The organism is Dehalogenimonas formicexedens (assembly GCF_001953175.1).
In the GTDB taxonomy this organism is placed as follows: Bacteria; Chloroflexota; Dehalococcoidia; order Dehalococcoidales; family Dehalococcoidaceae; genus Dehalogenimonas; species Dehalogenimonas formicexedens.
Genome location: NZ_CP018258.1, coordinates 849,764 through 873,619, shown reverse-complemented (window position 1 = coordinate 873,619; position 23,856 = coordinate 849,764). Strand labels below are relative to the sequence as shown.

22 protein-coding genes and 1 riboswitch are annotated in these 23,856 nt (G+C 51.8%); of the genes, 14 read left to right on the top strand and 8 right to left on the bottom strand.

What is annotated here, in order from left to right; translation table 11 throughout:
• Positions 1 to 6 precede the first annotated feature (6 nt).
• The gene (locus tag Dform_RS04660) at positions 7 to 1,449 is read left to right on the top strand and encodes a Ni/Fe hydrogenase subunit alpha (protein WP_076003977.1); all 1,443 of its coding nucleotides are present in this window, start codon (positions 7 to 9) and stop codon (positions 1,447 to 1,449) included.
• Positions 1,449 to 1,946 (top strand): hydrogenase maturation protease, encoded by a 498-nt coding sequence (locus Dform_RS04655; RefSeq protein WP_076003976.1) that lies wholly within the window; start codon positions 1,449 to 1,451, stop codon positions 1,944 to 1,946. The genes Dform_RS04660 and Dform_RS04655 overlap by 1 nt, the downstream gene beginning before the upstream one ends.
• Here Dform_RS04655 and Dform_RS04650 read toward each other — a convergent pair.
• A complete protein-coding gene (locus Dform_RS04650; protein ID WP_076003975.1) occupies positions 1,943 to 2,254 on the bottom strand; it encodes a hypothetical protein in 312 nt (103 codons plus the stop codon). The two genes, Dform_RS04655 and Dform_RS04650, sit on opposite strands and share 4 nt — an antisense overlap.
• Before the next feature lie 243 nt (positions 2,255 to 2,497).
• On the opposite strand from Dform_RS04650, the gene glmS reads away from it, so the two are divergent.
• The 12 genes from glmS to cobU all read left to right on the top strand — a co-directional run bounded on the left by glmS (position 2,498) and on the right by cobU (position 14,837).
• Positions 2,498 to 4,285: a glutamine--fructose-6-phosphate transaminase (isomerizing) gene (gene glmS / locus Dform_RS04645; RefSeq protein WP_158513468.1), complete on the top strand. Its 1,788-nt coding sequence runs from the start codon at positions 2,498 to 2,500 to the stop codon at positions 4,283 to 4,285.
• Between the two features lie 160 nt (positions 4,286 to 4,445).
• On the top strand, positions 4,446 to 5,189 hold the full coding sequence (locus Dform_RS04640) for a radical SAM protein (RefSeq protein ID WP_076003969.1): 744 nt from the start codon (positions 4,446 to 4,448) through the stop codon (positions 5,187 to 5,189).
• Positions 5,190 to 5,533: 344 nt separating this feature from the next.
• A complete protein-coding gene (locus Dform_RS04635) occupies positions 5,534 to 6,721 on the top strand; it encodes an ABC transporter substrate-binding protein (protein WP_425481070.1) in 1,188 nt (395 codons plus the stop codon).
• 67 nt (positions 6,722 to 6,788) lie between these two features.
• The gene (locus tag Dform_RS04630) at positions 6,789 to 7,850 is read left to right on the top strand and encodes a FecCD family ABC transporter permease (RefSeq protein WP_192846599.1); all 1,062 of its coding nucleotides are present in this window, start codon (positions 6,789 to 6,791) and stop codon (positions 7,848 to 7,850) included.
• A complete protein-coding gene (locus Dform_RS04625) occupies positions 7,851 to 8,669 on the top strand; it encodes an ABC transporter ATP-binding protein (protein WP_076003967.1) in 819 nt (272 codons plus the stop codon).
• A gap of 1 nt (position 8,670) precedes the next feature.
• Positions 8,671 to 9,417: an adenosylcobinamide amidohydrolase gene (locus Dform_RS04620; RefSeq protein ID WP_076003966.1), complete on the top strand. Its 747-nt coding sequence runs from the start codon at positions 8,671 to 8,673 to the stop codon at positions 9,415 to 9,417.
• Positions 9,418 to 9,425: 8 nt separating this feature from the next.
• Positions 9,426 to 10,382, top strand: a complete 957-nt coding sequence (gene cbiB, locus Dform_RS04615; protein WP_076003965.1) for an adenosylcobinamide-phosphate synthase CbiB — start codon at positions 9,426 to 9,428, stop codon at positions 10,380 to 10,382.
• Positions 10,363 to 11,466 carry a pyridoxal phosphate-dependent aminotransferase gene (locus tag Dform_RS04610; RefSeq protein ID WP_076003964.1) on the top strand — a complete coding sequence of 368 codons (1,104 nt, stop codon included), beginning with the start codon at positions 10,363 to 10,365 and terminating at the stop codon, positions 11,464 to 11,466. The genes cbiB and Dform_RS04610 overlap by 20 nt, the downstream gene beginning before the upstream one ends.
• 11 nt (positions 11,467 to 11,477) lie before the next feature.
• A riboswitch (cobalamin riboswitch) is annotated at positions 11,478 to 11,665 on the top strand.
• Between the two features lie 101 nt (positions 11,666 to 11,766).
• The gene (cobT, locus tag Dform_RS04605; RefSeq protein ID WP_076003963.1) at positions 11,767 to 12,828 is read left to right on the top strand and encodes a nicotinate-nucleotide--dimethylbenzimidazole phosphoribosyltransferase; all 1,062 of its coding nucleotides are present in this window, start codon (positions 11,767 to 11,769) and stop codon (positions 12,826 to 12,828) included.
• A gap of 59 nt (positions 12,829 to 12,887) precedes the next feature.
• Entirely contained in the window at positions 12,888 to 13,652 is a 765-nt protein-coding gene (cobS, locus tag Dform_RS04600) for an adenosylcobinamide-GDP ribazoletransferase (RefSeq protein ID WP_076003962.1), read from the top strand.
• A gap of 11 nt (positions 13,653 to 13,663) precedes the next feature.
• Positions 13,664 to 14,272: a histidine phosphatase family protein gene (locus Dform_RS04595; protein ID WP_076003961.1), complete on the top strand. Its 609-nt coding sequence runs from the start codon at positions 13,664 to 13,666 to the stop codon at positions 14,270 to 14,272.
• A 1-nt stretch (position 14,273) separates the two neighbouring features.
• Complete coding sequence (gene cobU, locus Dform_RS04590; RefSeq protein WP_076003960.1) at positions 14,274 to 14,837, top strand: bifunctional adenosylcobinamide kinase/adenosylcobinamide-phosphate guanylyltransferase; 564 nt, start codon at positions 14,274 to 14,276, stop codon at positions 14,835 to 14,837.
• A 78-nt stretch (positions 14,838 to 14,915) separates the two neighbouring features.
• Here cobU and trxA read toward each other — a convergent pair whose 3' ends face one another.
• The 7 genes from trxA to acsC form a co-directional block, all read right to left on the bottom strand.
• Positions 14,916 to 15,233 carry a thioredoxin gene (trxA, locus tag Dform_RS04585; RefSeq protein ID WP_076003974.1) on the bottom strand — a complete coding sequence of 106 codons (318 nt, stop codon included), beginning with the start codon at positions 15,231 to 15,233 and terminating at the stop codon, positions 14,916 to 14,918.
• Positions 15,234 to 15,369: 136 nt separating this feature from the next.
• Complete coding sequence (locus Dform_RS04580) at positions 15,370 to 18,723, bottom strand: FAD-dependent oxidoreductase (protein ID WP_076003973.1); 3,354 nt, start codon at positions 18,721 to 18,723, stop codon at positions 15,370 to 15,372.
• A 19-nt stretch (positions 18,724 to 18,742) separates the two neighbouring features.
• Positions 18,743 to 19,891: a (Fe-S)-binding protein gene (locus tag Dform_RS04575; RefSeq protein ID WP_076003957.1), complete on the bottom strand. Its 1,149-nt coding sequence runs from the start codon at positions 19,889 to 19,891 to the stop codon at positions 18,743 to 18,745.
• Positions 19,892 to 19,966: 75 nt separating this feature from the next.
• Complete coding sequence (locus Dform_RS04570) at positions 19,967 to 20,917, bottom strand: sensor histidine kinase (RefSeq protein WP_225973733.1); 951 nt, start codon at positions 20,915 to 20,917, stop codon at positions 19,967 to 19,969.
• Between the two features lie 212 nt (positions 20,918 to 21,129).
• Positions 21,130 to 21,804: a response regulator transcription factor gene (locus Dform_RS04565; protein ID WP_076003955.1), complete on the bottom strand. Its 675-nt coding sequence runs from the start codon at positions 21,802 to 21,804 to the stop codon at positions 21,130 to 21,132.
• Between the two features lie 61 nt (positions 21,805 to 21,865).
• Positions 21,866 to 22,504, bottom strand: coding sequence for a DUF3786 domain-containing protein (locus Dform_RS04560; RefSeq protein ID WP_076003954.1), 639 nt, complete (start codon positions 22,502 to 22,504; stop codon positions 21,866 to 21,868).
• Between the two features lies 1 nt (position 22,505).
• Positions 22,506 to 23,852 carry an acetyl-CoA decarbonylase/synthase complex subunit gamma gene (acsC, locus tag Dform_RS04555; protein ID WP_076003953.1) on the bottom strand — a complete coding sequence of 449 codons (1,347 nt, stop codon included), beginning with the start codon at positions 23,850 to 23,852 and terminating at the stop codon, positions 22,506 to 22,508.
• Positions 23,853 to 23,856 lie beyond the last annotated feature (4 nt).

Below are 23,856 nucleotides of genomic sequence, written 5' to 3'. Positions count from 1 at the left end.
AGAGAAATGAAAGAAATTGTTATTCAGCCGGTCTCTCGTATTGAAGGCGGGGCAAAGATCACCATACAGCTTGATGACAGCGGCAACGTTGCCGACACGCAGGTCAACGTGCTCGAACTTCGCGGCTTTGAGAGATTCTGCATAGGGCGTCCTGTCGAGGAAATGCCACGGATAACCACCCGCATCTGCGGCGTTTGTCCGTGGTCGCACCACCTGGCTTCAGCCAAGGCTTGCGACGCTGTTTTCGGCGTCACTCCGCCGCCAGCCGGCAGGAAACTGCGCGAACTTTGCAATAGCATTGCCTACATGGAAGAGCATATTTTGCACTTCTACTTCCTTGGCGGAGGCGACTTCGTCATGGGTCCCGACGCTGCCTACGAGGTTCGGAATGTGTTTGGTATCGCACAGAAGTTGCCTGATGTGGCTCGAAATGTGGTCAAGGTTCGCCACATGTGTGCCCACATGCTGGAAATTATCGCCGGCAAATCGATTCATCCGGCGGCGGCCGTACCGGGCGGATTCTCCAAGCCCATGACAGAGGCAGAGCGCCAGAAATTGATTCCCATGGGCAAGGAAGCGCTAGAGTTAGCCAAATTCTCAATCGACTATGCCAAGAAGAATATCTTTCCTGCTTACATCGATGCAGTCAAAACCGTTGGTGTTATCAAGACGGGCTTCCTTGGTACCGTTAGAAGTGACGGCGCGATGGACCTTTACGACGGCAAGTTGCGGATGATGGATCCGGATGGCAAGTATGAGGATTTTGAAGCCAAGGACTATCTTGATTACATCACGGAACATGTCGAGCCGTGGTCGTTCGTCAAATTCCCCTACAACAAGAAATGGGGCGGCTTCTCCATGGATCCGGATAATCCGAAGGGTATTTATCGGGTCAACACGCTTGCCCGCATGAATGTAGCTGACAAAATCTCTACCCCTCTTGCGCAAGCGGAGTTGGAAGAATTCCGGGCCAACTTCGGCCGGCCTGCCCAGGCGACCTTGCTGTTCCATTGGGCCCGCCTCATAGAGATCCTTTATAACGCTGAAAAAACTCTGGAGCTTTTAAACGATCCCGAGATAACATCTCCCAATACCCGGGTTGCTGCAACACCTAGGGCGGCTCGTGGTGTCGGCTGCACGGAAGCTCCGCGCGGCACCCTGATTCACGACTATACCACTGACGAGAAGGGACTGGTGACGGCTGCCAACTTAATTGTAGCCACCTGCCAGAACAATGCTCCCATCAATATGTCGGTCAAGCAAGCCGCCAAGCTCCTGATCAAGGACGGCAAGTACGACCAGGGCATCCTGAATACCGTGGAAATGACTATCCGCGCCTATGACCCATGCCTGTCGTGCGCCAGCCATGATCTTAACGGACAACTAGCCTGCAAAGTCGATATCGTGGGAGCTGACGGGCAACTCATTGAAACACTGACCAACCAGTAATGGAATACGTTCCGGATTACTACAACAAGGATCTACTGATACTCGGTGTGGGTAATCCACTCTTCGGCGATGATGGATTCGGCCCGGCTGTGGCGGAGGAACTCTCCTGCCGCGGCCGGGTTCCGTCTTTCTCGGCGGTGCTCGATGTCGGCACCGGGGTTCGCGAGATCTTGTTCGACCTCATAATATCCCCTAAAAGACCAAAGGAAATTGTCATCGTTGATGCCCTTGATTGCGGGCGTGAACCTGGGGAAGTGTTCAAAGTAAGAGTCGATGAAGTCCCGAGTCTAAAGAGCCACGACTTTTCTTTGCATCTCGCGCCCAGCCTGAACCTGTTGCAGGAATTGCGAGACAACTCTGGGGTCAGGGTAACCATTCTGGCAGCACAACCCGAAATTATACCTGAGATTGTCACAGCCGGGTTGTCAGAACCTATCCGGAAAGCGGTGAAAGAAACCGCTGACTATATTGAGGCTAGCTTTTTCAAACGAATTTAGGCGTTTTCGTCTGACCAATTCTGCATGATGCGCTTGATGCGCTCCGCCAGCTTCGGGCTTTCGCGCAGCCGCTGAATGAACACCGGGCAAGCTTCCACCATCGAATTCTGCACCGCCTGAGCCATGCTTCCTATCATGTTTTGCATGTTGGCGTCATCCTGGGCGGTAAAGGTCACGCCCTGCTGAGCTTCCATCTGCCTCTTGATATCTTCGGCGGTGAATCGCATCGGAATGGTGCAAGATTTATACCAGGCACATTCCCGGCACAGTGCTATATTACTGGCTTCTCTTAAAATATCGTCGGTCATACCTACATCTCACAGGTGTTATTCAAATATATCGACCCTAATATTATACATAATCATCCACATCGGAGTCACTTATAATCGATGCACCGCCAGATACGGTAAGAACCTTGACATCTCTAATGGTGAAACATGATCCGTCGAATTCATCTAACCCTAATTTCCGAATAGAAGGTGGTAAGAATAGAACCCTGGAATCTCTGTAGTGGCTGCCTATCTTGACTTAATATGATAGGACTGCCAATAATGACATTTATGTGCGGAATTGCTGGGTATATAGGCATCAAACCTGCTAAAGAGATATTGCTGGATTCCTTATCTAGACTCGAATACAGGGGCTATGATAGTTGCGGGATTGCCGTTCGAGGCAGTCCGCTTACCATTTTTAAAGGGACGTCCCGGGTTGGGCATTTGAGGCTGCAATCACCCGAACTGGGTGGGACGATAGGAATCGGACATACCCGATGGGCAACTCATGGTGAAGTATCTGCGGCAAATGCGCATCCTCATACTGATTGTCACCACAAAATCGCGGTTGTGCACAACGGTATAATTTCCAATTATCGAGAATTGCGCAAATTATTGAAGGACGAAGGTCATACCTTCAGGTCGGAAACAGATTCTGAGGTTTTGCCTCATCTCGTAGAGAAATTCTATAGAGGAGACATTGAATCCGCCCTCCGTCAGGCTCTTGGCTTGATCGAAGGGACCTATGCCGTTCTGGCGGTTACTGAACATGAAGACAGGGTCGTGGCAGCCAGAAACGGTAGCCCGTTGGTCGTAGGTGTTTGTTCCGACGGATTCATTTTCGCTTCAGACGTCCTGGGAATAGGGGCTCAAGCTGAAAGCATCGTTTATCTTGAAGACGGCGACATCGCAATCTGTGATAAACGCCAAATTAAGATTACCAACGAAGGGAAAACGGTTCAGAGAATCCCTTCCAGTGTTCATTTGAACGCTTTGATGATTGAAAAAGGTGGGTTCGAGCACTACATGCTGAAGGAGATCAATGAACAGCCGGAAGTAGTTCGCGCCTGCTTGCGGGCTTATTCCGATCCACCAAGATTTCGTAACCAACTCATCTTTGACTCAACCACTGATAGCCTTACTCTCACGGCATGTGGGACTTCTTATCACGCAGCAGAAGTAGGGAAATTCATCATTGAAGAACTGACCGGTATTCCGGTGAGATTGGAAATCGCCTCGGAAATAAGGCATCGTCCGACAATTATCAAAACGGCGAAAGCCATTGGTCTTTCTCAATCCGGCGAAACAGCTGATGTATTGACCAGCCTGAAGAGAATGAAGGAAGCGGGAATCGAAACCATCGCTTTGACCAATGTTTTTCAAAGTTCCATAAGCCGAATAGCGGATGACACGATATATATCCCCGCCGGTCCCGAGGTGGCCGTTGCCGCCACAAAAACGTTTGTAGCGCAGATTATAGCCTTGATCAAACTGGCATTGGCGCACCAGAGTGTTGACCGTACGATGCGTGATCAAATAAATTTGGAACTTGAACGCATCCCTCATAAGATTCAACAAATACTCGATAATCGCCACCTCATCAAACAAGCGACGTCTCTCGTGGCGGCTGCCGATCAAGTATTTTTTATAGCAAAAGGTGTCAACGTCCCTATCGCGTTGGAAGGTGCCTTAAAGGCAAAGGAAATCGCGTATATCAATGCGGAAGGTTTTTGTGCCGGGGAGCTGAAACACGGACCGTTTGCTCTATTATCGCCATCTTCTACTGTTATCGCCATTATCGCCGGGGATGAGAACCAAGCGTCAATCACCGCCTCTGTTCGAGAGATACAAGCCAGAAAATCAAAGGTTGTCTGTATCACCAGAGAAAACGATTCGACGTTTAACGATTCAACAGACAATATTTTGAGAATACCGTCCACACACAGGCTTTTATCACCGATTTTGAATGCCGTGGTGGTGCAATTACTGGCTTATTACACCGCGGAGGCCAGAGGCTGCCCGATTGACTTCCCGCGTAACCTGGCAAAAAGCGTGACGGTTGAGTAAACCTTTGGTTTAAGACTGTTTTTTCCTTGTTTAGGTGTAACAGTATCGCCGGAAACAGGCGCGCGATTTGAGTTTGGCGTTGTTTCTACTTTGCCGCCATGGCTCGTTCGAGTGTATACTTGACCGTTAATCACTTTTCAAAGAAACCGGAGGGATCAACTTGAAGGTCTACCATATCGCCTATGAGCCATCGTATGGATCGGTGGATATCCACATTTGGACTAAGTGCACTCTCGATTGCCAGGCTTGCTATACGAATTGGGAATTGTATGACTTCAGCCTTTACGATGACGCAACCACTGAGATCATGACCCGGCAAAGAACTACCCCACCAGACAAATTTTTATCTTATGACCAGGTTATAGAACTGCTCAAGCCTCTCCAAATCAAATATGCTGTATTTATGGGAACCGAGGCGGCCTTGGATCCGGAATTGCCGAAATTGACTAAAGAGCTGCACGAGAAATGGGGTGCTTATAATATACTGTTGACCAATGGCATTGTCATGCCGGATCTGGCTGATATTGATCAGGTTATATTCAGCATCAAGGCTGTATCCGACGATATCTACCGTAAGTACACCGGAAGAAACAACAAACCCGCTCTTGCTCATTTCGCCGAAATCGCCAAAATGGGCAAGAACCTTCACGCCGAGGTAGTTCTCATACCGGAATTAATCGAAGCCGAAGAGATCGAAAAGGTTGCCAAGTTCGTTGGCTCGATCGATCCGAACATCCCTTTCCGCATCGATGCCTATTTCCCCGTCCCTGAGTGTCCGTGGCGGGCAGCCACCAACGCCGAAGTTGAATACGCCGCCGAACTGGCAAAGAAATATATGAACAAAGTGACCATCCTCACTCTAGATATGAAAAGAGTAGGGGACAAGGCGCTACGCATTTTCTAGGTCGAGGGCGGGAATCGAAGGTCGTGATTTGACACGCTGCGTCACCCGGCGTATATTATAATCAATTAAATATTAGCCAACTCAAGGCTGCTTGTTTATTCAAGCTACGGGAGCAAGTCCGGTGAAAGTCCGGCACAGTACCGCCTGCTGTAATCCCAATATTCTTGGGAGAGTCAGAACCCCGGCCTTAAGGCAACTAAGCTCTCCGCGGTTTAAGGAGCGCAAATTGGTAAGCATTAACCTCCTGACCGCAATGGATTTGGAGGTTTTCTTTTTAACCGAATATAAGAAGAATCTTTCTATACCAGAGTAGCCTGTTGATCAGGTGAACGGGTGCAAGTCCGGTGAAAGTCCGGCACAGTACCGCCTGCTGTAATCCCAATCTTCTTGGGAGAGTCAGAACCCCGGCTCAGGTCGAGTGTTTCTCCGCGGAAAAGGAGGCGGGTAAATGTGTAATACAAGCTGACATAGATTTCTTCGATGACCAGTATCAACGAAACAAAAAAGGAAAGTTCAGGATGATCAGCTTCAATAAAATAATAAATTACACACGGGCCAAAATAGGCTTTCTGTCAATCGCCCTGACCGCCGTGCTGATGATAGGCCTGTTGCCAGGCTGTGGAAGCACGACCGAAAATACGACATCACCTGTTACCACGACGCCACCGCCGACCACCGATTACACCGTTACTTTCCCTCTCACGATTAAGGACCAAACCGGGCAGTCATTCACCTTTACCAAACCAGCTACTAAAATAGTGTCTTTGGCGCCGGGTAATACCGAGATCGCTTTCTCGATAGGACTCGACGCAAACATAATCGGTGACACCACTTATTGCGATTATCCACCGGCGGCCGCGAGCAAGCCGAAGATGGGTGGCTTTTCCACCGCCGATACCGAAGCGATCGTTGCAGCTCAACCTGACCTTATTCTCACGGCAAATTTGCACATCACTAAAGTCGTTCCTCAACTACAATCACTGCTACCCAAAACCGCCGTATTCACATTGAATCCCAAAACCATCCAAGATGTAATGGATGCCATGATCTTGGTCGGAAAGATTACTGATCATTTGAAGCAGGCGACCGAACAAGTGGCAGCTTTGCAAGCGAAGTTTGACTCGGTCACTTCGAAAACTGTCCCGCTTACCTCCTTCCAGAAGCCAAAGGTTTTGTACGTCCTGTACCCCGACCCGCTAATGACCGTCGGACCGGATACCCCGCAGTACCAGCTTGTCGAGTTGGCGGGCGGACTCAGTATTTCCCGAGGCATGGCCAATGGATACCCTACCATGTCAATCGAAGCTTTAGTAGCGGCTAATCCGGACATAATAATCACCAGTGGCATGGGAACCGCAGGGTCAGCCAAAGACCAGATTCTAAATAACCCACAACTGCAGACCGTCGCCGCCGTGAAAAACAAGCAGGTATTTGATATAGACGGAAACATCATCCAGCGAATGGGACCCCGCCTGGCTGATGGCCTGATAGCTATGGCACAAGTGATCCATCCAGAATTAGGAATAAAATAAAAGAATAGCGCGGGACGGCGGTTGCCGTCCCGCGTGTAAAACTATGGCCTTGAATTCACTGACTCAAATGAAAGCGGTAAACGCAGCTCCATCGCTGGCCGTAAAGTGGCATTCCCGCGTGGTCACTATGGCTTTGTTATTGACCGGCTTGTTCTTGCTGGCCGCCTTCGCCACGACCATCGGCACCGTTCAGATCCCCTTCAGTTCCACTATAAGCATAATCCTGGACAAGCTGCCGTTCATCCACATAGATCAAACGTGGTCAGATGCTGCACAAACCATCATTACTCAGATCAGGCTCCCTAGAGTAATCCTGGCCGGCGCTGTCGGAATAGCGCTTTCTGTAGCTGGGGCAACTTACCAGGGATTGTTCCGCAACCCGCTAGCAGATCCCTACCTTATTGGCGTTGCCCAGGGGGCCGCTCTGGGTGCTGCAATCGGTTTTATTTTACCCATCACTTTCCACAATGTAGCATTTAGCATCATTCCTGTATTCGCCGCACTCGGCGCTATTCTCACCGTTTTCGTTGTATACAGCATCGCTAAAGTAGGGACGTCAATCCCTGTCACCACCCTCATTTTGGGCGGTGTGGCGGTAGGTTCGCTGCTCATGGCCCTGGTTAACTTCATCATCACAATAAGCGGCGACAAGATCCACGGAATAGTTTTCTGGATGATGGGCAGTTTTTCTTCGAGCCAATGGTCAGATGTTGAAATTGCGCTACCGATCATCTTGCTTGGCAGCGGATTCATTTTCCTGTTTGCCAGGTCGCTAAACATCATCCAGCTTGGTGAAGACCAGGCCAAGCAACTTGGAGTCGACATCGAGAAGATGAAAGTTATGCTGTTGGCAGCAGCCACAATAATCACGGCCGCGGCTGTATCTTTCGTGGGAATCATCGGTTTTGTCGGCATTATCATCCCTCATGCCATCAGGTTGATCTGGGGTGCGGACTATCGCTTCCTACTTCCTTTTTCGGCCCTGGTTGGAGCGATTTTTCTGATTGGTGCGGACATCGTCTCCCGAAGCGTCGGAGCTTCAGAAATACCGATAGGCATTATTACTGCGCTTTGCGGTGCGCCGTTCTTCATGTACCTGTTGCGCAAAAGGACGAAGGTGCTGTTCTAAATGTTAACCCTAGAAATGGAGAACATCACCCTCGCTTACGGCAATAAAGAGGTTGTCCGCAATATTACCTTCAAAGCCATGCCCGGAGAAATGGTCGGCCTGGTCGGGCCAAACGGGTCCGGCAAATCGACTATTATAAAAGCGCTGTGCCACGTCTTGAACCCCAAAGCGGGGCGCATTCTCACTAACGGCAACGACATTTCTCAGTTGTCGTACAGGGATTTAGCCAAGACGATTAGCGTGGTGCCGCAGACTCCCGTGTTGCCCAGTGCTTTTACGGCTTTCGAAATTGTTCTCATGGGTCGCAATCCACATCTCGGCATGTTCCAATATGAGAGTAAAAATGACATAGACATTGCCTGGGGGGCAATGGAACGTTGCGGAGTGCAACAATTCGCCGACAGGCATATTTCGGAATTGTCCGGCGGTGAAATTCAGAGCGTGGTCATCGCCAGAGCCCTGGCCCAGGAAACAGAAGGGATATTGCTCGATGAGCCAACGGCTAATTTGGACATCGGGCGCCAGATAGAAGTTCTCGATCTATTAAAAGAAGAGTGCACCAACAGGCATCTTACGATCATCGCGGCTATTCACGACCTGAACCTGGCGGCACATTACTGCGAAAAACTGGTTTTGATCAAAAATGGTGAACTGTATGCTTTTGGTAGCCCCCGAGAGGTAATAACCTCCGAAAACATTTGCAACGTTTACGGCCCCGGCAGCTATGTCCACACTCACCCATTAAGCGGTCTGCCCGCGGTTTTACCCAAAGTCAGCAACATTAAAGATATCGAACCTTGCATCGTTCACGGAGCGTAAAATGGCCCAGGATATTCATTCGGAGATACTCGGATGTTTCCACGGCATAACCGCCGAAGTGGTTTTTCACCGCATATGGAACGTACCTTCGAACGCGTTGTTGTTGCACCTGCCCGAGCCCCAGAGGACACTCTCCGGCCTCCAGGGATACCGGCGCGTCAGCGTGGTCGCCAACTGTCACATTCCCCAACCGCTATGGATGAAACTTCATGACCCGGCGGTGGATTGGCGCGATTATTACCGGCGTATCTTGAAGGCGAATTCTTTCGGCAAGGTACTTTCATTGGACAATGCCACCATGCTTTCCACTGGCGTCCCGATGCCTGAACTGGCTTATCGCGAAGAAACCGACTGCCATCTTTGGGCTATAGCCTTTGTAACCGCCGGTGTCGAAGGCAATGCCCTGCGGGTCGGAGTAGATACCGGCCGCCACCATAACCCCGTTGGTACCATAAACACGGTTGTATTCACATCGGTCGAACTGACTCAGGCGGCGATGGCAGCCTCTTTTATAACCCTGACAGAAGCCAAGGTGGTTGCCCTGGAAGATCTCGGAATAAAAAGCTCCTACAACCCGGCGCTGCAAGCCACGGGAACAGGCACCGATCAGATTGTCATCGTTTCGGGTAAAGGCGAAAAATGTACTTACGTCAGCGGACATACTAAAATAGGCGCGCTGATGGCGCGGGCGGTTACCGCGGCCACTAAGGAAGCCATCACCAAAAGGCGTAAAGCCCTTAACAGTTAGGAGTCCCGTTGGATATTGTCCTGATACTCCTGGTCGCCCTGGCCGTTGAGTTCACCTTGGGTGACCCTCCGAACGTGGTACACCCCGTTGCCTGGATAGGCAAGGCTATTTCCTCCCTCGAACGTTTGGGATTCATCGGCGGGAAGACCTATCAGTTCGTTTACGGCGCCGTTGCCACCCTCGGGCTGACTGCGGTTGTGATAACCGCCTCGCTTTTCATCGTCTCCTGGCTTAAGGATATCAACTATGTGCTCTATGTGATCGTCGCCGGCGTTTTGCTTAAGATGACGTTCAGTTTTGTATACCTTCGAAAGACGGCGTTGCACATCAAACACTTGATCGAGAACGACGAAACGTTAGACAAGGCTCGTTTCGAACTAAGGGCATTGGTAAGCCGGAACACTTCGAAACTGACACGGCCATACCTCGTTTCCGCCACCGTCGAATCGGTCTCCGAAAGCCTGTGCGATAGCCTGGTTTCACCCCTGTTCTTTTTCGTCGTTTTCAGCTTGTTCGGACCATATGGGATCGCTGCGGCGTTTGGGTTCCGGGTGGTTTCCACCTTCGACAGCATGATCGGTTATCACGGTAAATACGAATACCTGAGTAAATTTCCTGCACGGCTTGATGACGTGCTGAATTATCTTCCGGCCCGGATCTCGGCTCTCCTGGTCGTTGTCGCCGCCGGGATTACCAGGATGGGTGCCCGGCGCACCTGGAGCATCGCCCGGGTAGATCACCTTAAGACCGAAAGCCCCAATGCCGGATGGCCGATGGCTGCCGCAGCAGCGGCGTTACGTGTTCAATTTGAGAAAATTGATCATTACCGCCTGGGGAGAGCTGATCGTCCGATGACGCCTGAGGTAGTCGACGATTCATTGAGACTTATCAACAGCGCCACCTGGGTGTGGTTCATCATCTGTTTTGCCGCGGGAGGACTGCTCTATGCCCTCGCCAAGGCCTGAAATTGCGGCACTCTCAAGCTGTTATCATGGCGGGCCGAATTACACCGAATTCGCTCGGCTGGGAATTGACCCAAAGGATGCCATCGATTTCAGTTCAAACTCCAACCCTTATCCCTTCAACCTTGATTTTAAACTAGATGATGTAATTATCGACCATTATCCCGATTCCGATTCGACGGAATTGCGCCGGGCGCTTGCAGCTCAAAACCAGGTTGGCCTTGATAACATCGTCGTAGGGGCTGGGAGCATGGAGATAATAAGGCTTATTGCTCAAGCCTATTTCAGCCGCGGCGATGAAGTAATCATCGTTAAACCGACCTTTGGCGAATACGAGACTGCCTGTTTGGTCGCCGGAGCGGAGGTGGTGGAGTTTTGGGCTCAGGAAGCTGCCGGTTTTTGTCTCAATATCGAGCGCGCGGTCCAGGCTGTCAAACACCTGAAACCAAAAGCAATCTTTATCTGCAACCCCAACAACCCCACCGGCCGGCACGTTTCCAGGAAGGCGATCGAAGAACTCCTGGTTGCGGCAGACCATGGGCTGGTGGTGCTCGATGAAGCCTATCTTGCGTTTACCGACAATCCGTGGAATTCAGTCGACCTTCTTTCATACGGTAATCTGATAATTCTTCGGAGTATGACCAAGGATTTTGCATTGGCCGGATTGCGCCTGGGTTATTGCCTGGCGTCCGCGGACATTATCGAAAACCTGAACAAGGTGAAACCGCCGTGGAACGTCAATGCCGTCGCGCAAAAAGCCGGATTGCAGGCGACAAGGGATGGAGCCTACCTGCGTCGAAGCGAACGGCTTGTAAAGAAAAATCGAGATTACCTGATGAATGAGTTTATCCCACTGGGGTTCAAAATCGTGCCCACCAGCACCAACTTCTTCCTGATGAAGGTCGGCAAGGCCGGAGAGTTCCGTTCAGCTCTTTTGCGTGATCGAATCGTCGTCAGGGATTGCACTTCGTTCGGCCTCCCCGAGTACGTCAGGATAGCTCCAAGGACAATGCCGGAATGCAGGGAGTTGGTGAGAGCAGTCAAAGGCCTAAAATGGCGGCTTGACACTACATTTTGCCGACGTTAATATTAGCAACAATTGAATATCGGGTTTACGGCGCTCGCAAGAGCTTAATTGGGAAGTTCCGCGCAAGTCGGATGCGGTCCCGCCGCTGTGACTGGTGACGAAACCGGCATCACGCCACTGTTCTTTAAAAGAGAATGGGAAGGCGCCGGGAATAGGTTGAGCCAGGAGCCAGAAGACCTGCCGTACAGCGTAACCCTCGAGGAAGGGTTCGGGAGATGGTAAATCCCTGGACCTGAAAAGGCGTACAGGGATTTTTTTATTTTCAGAATATACTAAATAACAAAAGGTAAGGAGACGACCATGGGAGATTTATTGAACAAGACAATCGCGGCGATCAAACCGCTGGACAAGGACGCTATGGCCAGGGCTGCGGCGCGGCAGGACATGCTAACCAAGCCCCAAGGCGCTCTCGGTAGATTGGAAGAAATATCGATCAGGCTCGCCGGCATCCAAGGCAAGCCAATTCCGGTAATAAAAAACAAGGCAATCATCACCATGGCCGGAGACCATGGAGTTGTCGCAGAAAAAGTCGGCAATTATCCCCAAGAAGTTACCCCGCAAATGGTATTGAACTTCGTACATGGTGGCGCGGCGATTAATGTGATCTCGCGCCAGGTAGGAGCCCGCGTCGTTGTAGTTAACATGGGTGTGGCGGGTGACCTGCCGGCCGACATCCCGGTGGTCAACAAGCTTGTCGCCAGGGGCACCAGGAACATCGCCAAAGGGCCTGCGATGACCGAAGCGCAAGCGGTCCAGGCCATCGAAGCCGGCATCCAGGTGGTTAACGCCGAGATCGATAAAGGCCTCGATATCGTGGGCACCGGAGACATGGGCATCGGGAATACCACGCCTTCCGCCGCCATCTGTGCCGTGATGACCGGCCAATCGGTAGTTAAGGTTACCGGCCGCGGCACCGGTCTTACGGACGATCAACTGCAACACAAAATCGAAGTTATCGAAGAAGCCATCTCGGTTAACAGGCCTGACCCGAAGAATGGACTTGACGTTCTGGCCAAGTTGGGCGGATTTGAAATAGGCGGTATCGCCGGCGTCATTCTGGGCGCCGCTGCCCGCGGGGTACCGGTGGTTGTCGACGGCTTCATTTCCGGCGCCGGCGCTCTGATCGCCGAAGCGATAGCCCCCCAGTCACGTGAGTACATGTTCCTGGGACACCTCTCAGTGGAACCCGGCCACAAGATCATGGCTGACAAACTGGAGCTCAAGCCGATAGTTACACTGGACCTGCGCTTGGGTGAAGGCACGGGCGCGGCGATAGGTATCTTTATCGCGGAGACCTCTGCTAAAATACTGGCCGAAATGGCAACCTTCGGCGAAGCGGGAGTCTCCGAGAAGGAAGAATAGGCAAAGGTCGAAATCTCCACCCGCGATCGTTTAGAGGTTACCCGGAAGGCGATAGAACGATGTCTTTCCTGGCAGCTCTACGTTTTTTGACCAGCATACCGATTCCTTTCAAACGGGAGGAGTGGGACAGGCCGTTGACCCAGCAGCAGTTCGCCAGGTCACTGGTCTTTTACCCGTTGGTAGGACTGATCCTCGGGGGAGTGCTGTGCGGGCTGTACTGGATATTCTCCAGATTATTGCCTCCGCTGCTTGCCGATGCGATGGCCATAGGAGTCCTGGCTTACCTGACTGGTGGATTGCACCTGGACGGCTTGATCGATACCTTCGACGGATTGGCCGGGGGGCACCGGTCTCCCGAGCGCCGGCTGCAGATCATGAAGACCCCGGACGTCGGCGCGATGGGGGTGGTAGCCGGCGTGGTCCTGTTGCTGTTGGAATTCGCCGCACTGGCCAGCGTGCCCCAGGACCATGTGTACCTGGCGCTCGTCCTGATGACGGTGCTTTCCCGGTGGGCCATGGCTTACGCTGTCTTCAATTATCCTTACGCCCGGGATACGGGGATGGGCAAAGAATTGAAAAGCGGCTCAAGCGGCTGGGTCATGCCGGTTGCCAGTATTGTCGCCGCAATTATCGTCGGCGTTACCGGCAGTTGGCTGGGAATAATTGTCATGGCGGGAACCTGGGGGTTAACCGTTATGCTGTCAGCGTTCTTCAAAGGCAAGTTCGGGGGCCTTACCGGGGACACTTACGGAGCGCTCAACGAAATCAGCGAATTTACCACCTTATTGCTGGTGGTTCTCTTCACCTTCAATAATTGGCTTTAGAGGACAAACGATTGCGACTTATCCTGGTACGACACGGCAAAACGGCTACCGATAATCCGGAAAAATGCCACGGTTCTACCGACATCGACCTTTCGGAAGAAGGGTACCGGCAGGCCCACCGCCTTGCCGAGCGATTCAGGCATCAGAAAATAGACGCCATATATGCCAGCACACTCCGCCGAGGGATCGAGACAGCTAAACACATCGCTGCTCCTCATAATATCAAGATATATAGCGCTCCCGAACTTAATGAAGTGAATTTCGGCCAGATCGAGGGCATAACCTTCGAAGAAGCCTGCGGGCTCTTTCCCGAGGTAACCGAATTATGGCGCTGTGGCAGCACCAGTATTTGCTTCCCGCTTGGAGAACGGTTCTTGGATTTTGTCGAAAGGGTCAGCGCGTTCACAGAGAAATTGAAGAGCCATAAAGACGATGATACGGTCATGGTCGTAGGCCATGGCGGACCCTACAAGGTGCTCCTGTGTAAACTCCTCGGCCTGCCTATCGATCATTATTGGCAATTCAAATTTGATATGGCTTCGGTAAGCATAATAGATATTTACCCCACCGGGGCAATGCTGGGAAAATTAAGCGACACGTCACATCTGACAAGGGATTAATATGAAAAAGAGAACCATTCTCCTCATTGGGGGAGCGCGGAGCGGCAAGAGCAGTTACGCTGAAGAATTAGCCCGTGAGATCGGCGGCGAGGTCTTATTTGTGGCTACTGCCGAAGCCCGCGATGAAGAAATGCGACGGCGGATTGAGGTGCACAAGAAATCGCGTCCGGCGCACTGGCATACGCTTGAAGCACCATGCAAGGTTGGCGATTGCATCTCCAAAGATAACCGGATACTCGACGTTGTGGTGCTGGACTGCGTTACCCTGCTGGTAAACAACGTCCTGTGCCAGCATATGGCAGTCTCAGGCGAGGACGTTGACGAAAAAGCCGTGGAGGCTGACATCAAAACCGAGATCAACTCGATCATCGCATGCATGGTTCAAAGTCTGGCCACATATATCATGGTGACGAATGAGGTAGGTGAGGGCATCATCCCGCTCGGGGCGTCGACGCGAATTTATCGAGATGTTCTGGGCAGGGCGAACCAAATGCTGGCAAAAGCGGTGGATGAGGTCTATCTGATGGTCGCGGGAATACCGCTGAAGGTAAAACCCCAGAACTAGCGATTCCCGTTACAAACGAGAAATCAAAAAGAGAGGCGGCTCGAATCGAGCCGCCTCTTTACATAATCTGGTGTCACCCTAGATCAATTTATCGATCTTGGACTGAAGGGCGCTCTCCGGAACGGCGCCAACAACGGTATCGGCAACCTTACCATCTTTAAAGAACATAAGGGTAGGGATGGACATCACCCTGTACTCACCGGCGGTTTTTTGGTTATTGTCAACGTTAATTTTGCAGAATTTGAACTTTTCCTTGTGCTTTTCTTCAAGTTTATCAACAATCGGGGCTACCATCCTGCACGGACCGCACCACGGAGCCCAAAAATCCACCAGGACCGGCAGCTTGGATTTCATCACCTCGGCATCAAATGTATCATCGGTAACTTCCAGCGGCATTGTTCACCTCTCTTTATAGACTATCTACAATAGTAACGTTTCGGGCTTAACTAGGTCAATAGTTGGAACAACGCGGTCCTGCCGCGCCGGATAATTATCGGATCGTAGCTGGTTACGAAATCGAAAACGGTAATATTTAAGGGCTCACAAAAGCGTCTACCATGGCACGTAACTGATCGGGCGTAAACCCTTTGACCACAATGCCAGCCTTTGGGCAGGTAGCCATGCAGACGCCGCACCCACGGCACTTGATCGGGTCAGTCTCAACTATTTTTTTGATAACGCCGGAATTTTCATACTCGATCAATGTGATTGCCTTATACGGGCAGGGGTCGATACAATAAGCGCAACCATCGCAATTTTCCTCTATGACTTCGGACACCCGGGGCTCAAGTTCGATCTTGCCTTTGGCGATGGTAGCCAGGACCCGGGCAGCCGCGGCCTGGGCTTGGGCAACCGTTTGGGGAATATCTTTCGGTCCCTGGGCGCAACCGGCGATAAAGACGCCCTCGTTCATTGTCGCGATCGGGTCCAGTTTGGGGTGCCTCTCGAGGAAAAAGCCGTCAGCACTACGGGACAGGCCAAAAAGACGCCCGACGGCTTCGGCGTCCGGTTGGGGTTCGACAGCCACCGCGAGAACCACCATGTCAACCGGTACCCTCAGGACGGTGCCCAGTAGCGTATCTTCAACAATAACGATGAGTTTGCCGCTCTGTTCATCACCGATCGTTTTGTCGGTGATCTCAGCGACTTTACCGCGGACAAAATTGACACCATCTTCAGCAATCCGGTTCGAGAATTCTTCATAACCTTTGCCCGCGCACCGAAGATCGATGTACATCTGGTAGACCCCGGCACCGGTGCGCTCCCGGATCAGGTGAGCCTGTTTAAGTGAATACATGCAGCAGATCTGGGAGCAGTATTCATGATGATTTTTGTCCCGACTGCCCACACAGTGAACGATGGCAACCGATTCTGGCTTGCGTCCATCCTTTAACCTGATATCACCGCTGGTGGGACCGGAAGCATTAGCCAGGCGTTCAAATTCAAGGCTGGTTATGACATTCGAAAATTTTCCGTAACCATAGCGGGAAATCGCAGCGGGATCGAAAGTATCGAAACCGGTGGCGACAACAATGTTGCCGATTTCCAAATCGATAGCTTCGGTCTTCTGGTCGAAATCGATGCACCTGGCTTCACACGCATCGACACACTGCTCGCAGTCGGAACAACCGGCGCAGTTGAGACAACGGGCGGATTCTGCCACAGCCTGCGCTTCAGTCAGGGTAAGTTCGGATTCGGTAAATGAATTATCGAACGGAGCGTGAGATGTTTTTGCCCGGTTTGTCCGGATAATCCCGTCAAGAGAAGGGTGCACGATATCTGATTGAGGTTTACGGTTAGCGGCGAGATCTACCCCGTTGAGAAAGCGGTCGATAGAAACGGCCGCCTGCTTGCCTGCGCCGATGGCTTCGATAACCGTTGCCGCTCCGGTGATGGCGTCACCGCCGGCGAAGACGCCTTTTAGATTTGTTTCCAGAGTCACCGGATCGGCTGTTACGGTTCCATTGGTATTGCGTTCGAGCTCCCCGAATTCAGCGCGGTCAACCGATTGGCCGGCAGCGATAATGACACTGTTGACCGGTACTTCAAATTCGCTTCCGGACACGGGTACCGGGCGGCGACGGTTGCTTGCATCAGGCTCTCCGAGTTCCATGCGGACACAGCGCAAAGCGCTCAGAGTGCCTTCAGAGGAAAGGATTTCAACCGGGGCAGCAAGCATCATGAACCGCACGCCTTCAGCTTCGGCAGCGGCTACTTCCTCGGGAATTGCCGGCATCTCAACCCTTGAACGGCGGTAGATGACAGTCACCTCGGTGGCTCCGAGACGAACCGCGGTGCGGGCGGAGTCGATCGCGGCATTACCGCCGCCGATTACAGCAACCCTGTCGCCGAGTTTGGGCGCCTGGCCTTTTCTTACCCGCTTTAGAAACTCGAGGGCGTTAAGGACGCCGTTGGCTGACTCACCTGGTATACCAAGTTCCTGGCTCTTCCAGGCGCCGCAGGCGACGAACACGGCAGCGAAGCCATGGTCGTCGAGACCGGCAAGAGAATCGACCTTGATCCCGGTTTTTATTTCGGCGCCGAGTTCCTCGATATACTTGATGTCATTATCCAGGGAGGCTTCTGGCAGGCGATAAGCCGGAATGCCGTAACGGAGCATACCACCTGGTTTTTCATCGGCCTCATAGATGGTCACCGGATAGCCAAGTTTAAGGAGGTCATACGCACATGCCAGACCAGCGGGACCCGAGCCGACGACGGCGATTTTTTCCGACCGCTTGATGTTCCGAACCACGGGGTCACGTCCGCGAGTCAATTCATAATCAGCGATAAAACGTTTAAGAGCCCGAATTGAAACGCTTTCATCGACATCTTTTCGACTGCAGGCGTTTTCGCATGGATGGGTGCACACGCGTCCGCATACGGAGGCGAATGGCATGGTTCGGCGCACGACTTCAAGAGCTTCACCAAATTTGCCTTTGGAGATCAAAGCCGTATAGCCCTGGACGTTCACGCCAGCCGGGCAAGCGGCGCGGCAGGGCGGGGTACCACGCCGGTCTATGGTATAGGTGTTGGGAACGGATTGTGGGAACGGCCGGTAGGCGGCTTTACGAACTGAGAGTCCCTGATCGAACTCGGAGGAAATCTCGACAGGGCAGGCGACAGCACAATCACCGCAACCCTTGCAGTCCTTTTCACGTATATAACGCGGTTTCCGGTTGACTGTAATTATGAAGTTTCCGGCGTGCCCGGAAACTGAGGCAACCTCGCTGTACGATAACAGTTCGATATTGGGGTGCTGGCCGGCCTGGCTCATCTTGGGCGTGGAAATACAGGCGGCACAGTCGAGGGTCGGAAAGGTTTTGTCCAATTGGGCCATGTGCCCACCGATGCTGGGTTTTTTTTCGACGAGGAAGACCTTGTGCCCGGCATCTGCGATTTCGAGGGAGGTGGTGATCCCTGCGATACCGCCGCCGACTACTAGAGTATCTTTATTAACTTCGATAGTGTGGGGTTCGAGGGGCTTTTGGAGAGCTACCCTCATTACTGCGGCTCTGACCGCGTCCTTAGCCTTTTTGGTTGCCGCCACCGGGTTTTCACGGTTAACCCAGGCGCAGTGTTCCCTGATGTTAGCCATCTCAAGCAGATACGGGTTAAGGCCGGTGGTTTGCAGCACCCGGCGGTAGGTTTTCTCGTGCATTGTGGGCGAACAAGCGGCGACCACCACACGATTCAGTTCGAATTTCGAAATATCTGCCTTGATAAGTTCTTGCCCGGGATCGGAGCAGGTGTATTTGTTCGCCCGGGCGATTACCACACCTGGAAGTGTACCGGCGTATTCGGCGACTGAGGCCACATCGACAACGCTAGCGATATTGATACCGCAATGGCAGACATAAACCCCGATCCTGATTTCCTCAGACACAAGAAGCCTCCAGCAAAATTTACAGGGCCTCGGCGAGTAGTTCGCTGATATCCATGATGTCGATGGTTTCCGAGGCAGACTGATTCAGAGAACTGTCTTTAAAATTCGATAAACAGTAAGGGCACGCGGTTACCAGTGTATTGGCGCCGGTTATCAACGCTTGTTTCAACCTGTCCTCACAGAAGCGTTCGTCTCGGGGGGTGTCCATCCAGATACGGCCACCCCCGCCGCCGCAGCAAAGGCTTTCGGCCTTATTGGGTTCAATTTCGATGAAATCAACCCCGGTTATTTCTTTGATCAGTTGTCTAGGATCGTCGTAAACCCCGTTGTGGCGGCCCAGGTAACAGGGGTCATGATACGTGACCTTGCGCTGAGTGTTTTTTCCGGGTTTGAGGCGCCCTTGACGGGTTAGTTCCGAAAACAATTGCGAGGTGTGAATTATTTCGAAGCGTGCTCCGATTTCAGGGTATTCACGTGCGAAGGTATCGAAACAATGTGGTGAATTTACAATAATCTTTTTAACCCCGTTGGTTTCAAAAAGACTGCTGTTTGTGCCGACCAGCTGTTGAAACAAGGCTTCATCGCCGGCTTTACGCGCGCTTTCACCGCAGCAGACTGCACCTTCAAGTATGCCAAAATCGATTCCAGCATGCGTAAGAATCCGTGTTGTAGCTCTGGCTACACTTTTCAAGTTCGGGTCGTAGGACGTGACGCAACAAGGGAAGTAAAGGTAGTGTGTGTTTTGATCGAACCGTTTGATATCTAAATCAGCAGCCCAGGCGTTTCGGTTTCCGGTGGGTTCGCCCATGGGGTTACCCACGGCAGACAGGTTGCGTAAAGCGCCGGCCAGGGCAGACGGGGCTTCGGCTATGCCCATTCCAATAACCGATCGCCGCAGTGCCCGCATCAGATCGATGATCGGCACCCCTCGGGGACAACGCTCGACGCATTTGTTGCATGTAACACATCGCCACAAAGATTCCGATTCAAAATCGGTCAGGCCGAGCCAGGCTTCCTGGAACATACGACGCGGCAAAAACGAGGTATAGTCTCTCCAGGGACAAGTGGCGGTGCAAGTGCCACATTGATAGCATTGTTTTAAAGCATCGCCGCCGCTTTCGATGATGAGATCTGCGACTTCTTGGAAGGGTGATTTGGTCCCCAACATTCACCTCACTGATGTTGAACGATCATTCAACATTATTGAGCGGGATTATAACATAGGGTCAAGATCCGTACCAATTTAGTAGGGGTGTTCAGTGTGCTCGGATGGGTTGGGGAGTTCGACCTTTACAGTCGTGCCCTCGCCTGAAACTGATTTTATCGACAGTTTTGCTCCGATCAATTGGGCCCGTTCCTGCATACCGGTCAGACCCAATTTCCCGCTGACTGCCAGATCACCTATCCGGTCCGGAGGATGGAAACCCCGGCCGTTATCCCTAACGGTAAAAACGGTTGTCTCAGGTTCGAAGTCCACGGTAACCAAAACCTCTGTCGCCATAGCATGCTTCCCGACGTTGCGGAGAGACTCCTGAACTATCCGAAAAAGAACGAGTTCCGCCTCAGGCGGAAACCGCTTAGCCTCTCCATTGATCTTCAGTTCGATTTTTATTTTGTAGTGCTTGGACAATTCCGGGATTAACCAATCTAAAGCCGGAATTAAACCAAGGTCGTCCAGTACCGAAGGGCGAAGGTCCTGACTGAATCGACGGACGCCACTTAAAGTGCGGTTAATATGCTGATGCATATCCTCAAGATAGCTTTCATCGGTTGAAGGCAAAGCCGGATGCAGGGTCATGAAACCATCAACTTTGCGTGATAAAGCGATCAGGTCCTGCGCCGTTTCATCGTGAAGTTCTTGGGCGATCCGCCGTCGCTCCTCTTCCTGAGCGATAGTAATCTGTTTCAAATAGAACCTGAGATTTTGTTGCATGCGCTGCAGTTCACGTTGAGCATTCTCTAATCTCAAATACGCTACCTGGCGGTGTCTTTTGTCAGTTTCATAACTCTCAAGCCAGAGATTAACCACCAAACCGATGATAACAATACCGATAATTTCAATGATGTCATCCTGGGTCGGTCCGGACTGCGAAAGAAACAAGTTGGGCATTATGATACCGATGGCGATCAATAAAGCGAGTAAGCCGAAACGCATCCCGAAAACGAGCGCGGCGTAGGTGACCGGCAGTAACATAATCAGCCGTCCGAAAGAGTGCCGGGTAAGCGATAAAAACGAATTAGGGTCGACTGTGTTGATAAATGGAATCAGGTGGGGATATTGCAGGAAAAATCCTCCCACAAATAAGAGAACCAGCAGCCAGAAATGGAAATTAAGTAGGAAACGAGGCCACCGCCGCGTTTTTGGTGTTTTGGGACCGGAGGGTGCAGTACTGGCACTAACCGCGCCTATGGCAATTCCTCCATATAGAACCAGCCCCGCTTCAGATCATACAAAATCGCTTCGGTACGCGAAGCGACATCTAATTTTTTGAATATGTTTGAAAGATGGGTTTGTACCGTCCTGGTGCTTACAAAAAGCTGCTCGGCGATATCCCTGTTACTTACGCCTCTAGCTGCCAGTTTTAGCACTTCCATCTCCCTTTCGGTAAGAGTGTTGGAAGAGGTGTCATCATCAGTTTTAACTGCCTTTACCTTGAGATGATCGATAACACGGCGAGTAGTGGAGGGTTGGAGAATCGACTCTCCGGAATATACCGCTCTAATGGCGTCTATGAGTTGATTGCCGCGAACGTTTTTTAGCAGGTACCCCGCGGCTCCGGCCTCTAGCAAAGCCATGATGTATTGGTCGCTATCATAGGCAGTCAGTATCAAGACAGCGGTAGAAGGCTGGATCTTCTTGATTTGCTTGGTCGCTTCGATACCGTTCATGTTCGGCATTGCGATATCCATTACAATGACGTCAGGTCTATAGACGCGCGCCAATTCCACCGCTTCGACACCATCGCTGGCTTCAGCCACGACCTGCATATCCGGTTGTCGCTGAACCAGTTCTTTTGTGCCCTCACGAACGATAACGTGATCGTCGGCAAGGAGGACCTTGATCTTTTCGGTACTTTCCATAAAGTTTATATCTAAATTATTATATTCCAGCAGGGTCAGGCTGTCTATGATTTGGCATTTTTCAGGCGGCTAACCGGTTGGCAACCGAATGGCATAAAACGGCAACATCTTCGACAGGGAGATAATCCGTGATGCTGGCATCGAACAAAATCGAACCCTCGGGTGGCAAAAGGTCATCGCCGCGCCAGAATACCCAGTTCAAGGTGACCCTGGCAAAGACAGGGATCGATAAACCCAGATCGCCCATAGCGATTTGGGTTCCACCAATATTTTTTGCCGCGCCGATTAGATCACCAACGGACTTGTTGAATATATTGACAATCGGAGCGATCGCCCTTTTGTAGAACGTTGGGAAATAACCCGAACCCTCGGGGAGGTCTTTGAACGAAATCAATTTGCCCGAAGCCGGTTTGCCCCCGGCCGTGACAAGGTAGTGCAGGATAACCAGTTTATCTGAAATCGAAAGTAGAGGAAACCCTGCTGCGGTCACGCTGCGCTGTCTGATGTCGACGATGACCGGAAAATTCAAAAAATCTAGCTTTATACCCTGGCCCGGCCCAAGCGAGGCGCCGCTGCGCATTCCCAATATCGTCGGATCAACCTCGGTGAGTCGATCAAAAGCCAATTCATAGGATTGGCCGTACGCCTGGTCGTATCCCGGAGGCGAAGGTAGCTTCGGCTTCTGTTCGTTCGGCTTCAATCTATTTCCAGTTCGATTTTAGATATGACAGGAGGTGAGCCGCTTCCCGGGGTCCTACCATAATCTCCCAACCAGGTAGCTGTTCTTCGAGGCCGCCGCTTTCCTGGGCAATGTATCCAGGGATAATAATCTTGCGGTGCTTGATCCGGTCGGCAATACCGCTCTTTTTGACGAATCCGCCGATGTTATCGGCGCCGAACTTTCCGGCGGCCCAGGCAGTCATCACGGAAAGCCCTTCAGTGTCCTTGATCAAGAGGTGGGCAGGCATCCGGGTGTTCTCGATCTCGCCGGAGACGATGAAATAAGTCAGCGAGAAATTGCAGGTGATGGCAACAGGAGAGTTCTCATCGGGTCCGTTTATCTCATAGATGCCCTCGGCGGTAGCCTGGGGCCTCTGGGGGTCGCTGAAAAGGTTCATCCGTGCTACCAGGAGCGGGAAAAGGGTCTCTCCCCGAAAATCCGACAAGACGATTATCCCCGCGTATTTCGCTACCATGATCGAAGCAATCAGCGCTTCTTTCAGGGGGTTATCCGTCATTTCGCCAGGAAAGGCGATCGTCGGATAACCCAATAACCGGAACTTCTTTAGCAAAGCCAACCTGCGTAGGGCAACTTGATCCGCCAGGGCGCTTTTGATGTTTCGGGCTCCGGAATCCAGGATTATGTCCTTGATGCCAAGTTTGACCAACCGGTCGGTCAATTCGGCCAACCCATCCAGGCTTTCGCTTCGCGCTACAACTGGCAGCTTGTAATCGACCGCAATTGGAGCCAGCAGGTCAAGGTTTGATTCTGTGATAGCGCAAAGAACTGGTTTTCTTTCTGAGCAGGCATTAGCCGCAGCTACTATACCATCGACGGCTTTGCACAGCAGGATGATGCCTGCGTCGGTTTCGGCTTTGGCTCGGCTTGCCAAAGATGCGTAAGTTTCCGGGTTGCCGGACTCATATTTCAGAGCCACCAGTTCCGGACGGAGGGTCGCTCCAACGCGGTTATAAGTGTAGAACTTCAAAGCTTTCAAACGGCGATCGATTTCAGCTTCAGGCATGGTATCGCTGATCGTAATCGCCAGTCCCGGGGGATTCTCAAACCTTTTCTCATGCCGGAATAAAACCGTCTCTCCACCGACTTTGAGCGTCTTGTTTCCAGTGCTTATCGTTATGGGGCGGATGGGCGGCGCAGAAGCTTCCTCAAGTTTTGCCTTTGACTCGGCGGTTACAAAAGGGCAGGCGCTCAACTCGGCCTTACCGGCAGCCAGACTCATGGCGAAAGCCAGGCAGGTGGGCACGCCGCATTTACCACAATTTGTTCTCGGTAGATATTTGAAAATTTCAATCCCTGAAAGGGCCATGGTG

Coding starts and splice junctions, on each gene's coding strand:
- Dform_RS04660 (WP_076003977.1), top strand. CDS start 7: ATGAAAGAAATTGTTATTCAGCCGGTCTCTCGTATTGAAGGCGGGGCA.
- Dform_RS04655 (WP_076003976.1), top strand. CDS start 1,449: ATGGAATACGTTCCGGATTACTACAACAAGGATCTACTGATACTCGGT.
- Dform_RS04650 (WP_076003975.1), bottom strand. CDS start 2,254: ATGACCGACGATATTTTAAGAGAAGCCAGTAATATAGCACTGTGCCGG.
- glmS (WP_158513468.1), top strand. CDS start 2,498: ATGACATTTATGTGCGGAATTGCTGGGTATATAGGCATCAAACCTGCT.
- Dform_RS04630 (WP_192846599.1), top strand. CDS start 6,789: ATGAAAGCGGTAAACGCAGCTCCATCGCTGGCCGTAAAGTGGCATTCC.
- Dform_RS04625 (WP_076003967.1), top strand. CDS start 7,851: ATGTTAACCCTAGAAATGGAGAACATCACCCTCGCTTACGGCAATAAA.
- Dform_RS04620 (WP_076003966.1), top strand. CDS start 8,671: ATGGCCCAGGATATTCATTCGGAGATACTCGGATGTTTCCACGGCATA.
- Dform_RS04610 (WP_076003964.1), top strand. CDS start 10,363: ATGCCCTCGCCAAGGCCTGAAATTGCGGCACTCTCAAGCTGTTATCAT.
- cobT (WP_076003963.1), top strand. CDS start 11,767: ATGGGAGATTTATTGAACAAGACAATCGCGGCGATCAAACCGCTGGAC.
- cobS (WP_076003962.1), top strand. CDS start 12,888: ATGTCTTTCCTGGCAGCTCTACGTTTTTTGACCAGCATACCGATTCCT.
- cobU (WP_076003960.1), top strand. CDS start 14,274: ATGAAAAAGAGAACCATTCTCCTCATTGGGGGAGCGCGGAGCGGCAAG.
- trxA (WP_076003974.1), bottom strand. CDS start 15,233: ATGCCGCTGGAAGTTACCGATGATACATTTGATGCCGAGGTGATGAAA.
- Dform_RS04575 (WP_076003957.1), bottom strand. CDS start 19,891: ATGTTGGGGACCAAATCACCCTTCCAAGAAGTCGCAGATCTCATCATC.
- Dform_RS04570 (WP_225973733.1), bottom strand. CDS start 20,917: ATGTTACTGCCGGTCACCTACGCCGCGCTCGTTTTCGGGATGCGTTTC.
- Dform_RS04565 (WP_076003955.1), bottom strand. CDS start 21,804: ATGGAAAGTACCGAAAAGATCAAGGTCCTCCTTGCCGACGATCACGTT.
- acsC (WP_076003953.1), bottom strand. CDS start 23,852: ATGGCCCTTTCAGGGATTGAAATTTTCAAATATCTACCGAGAACAAAT.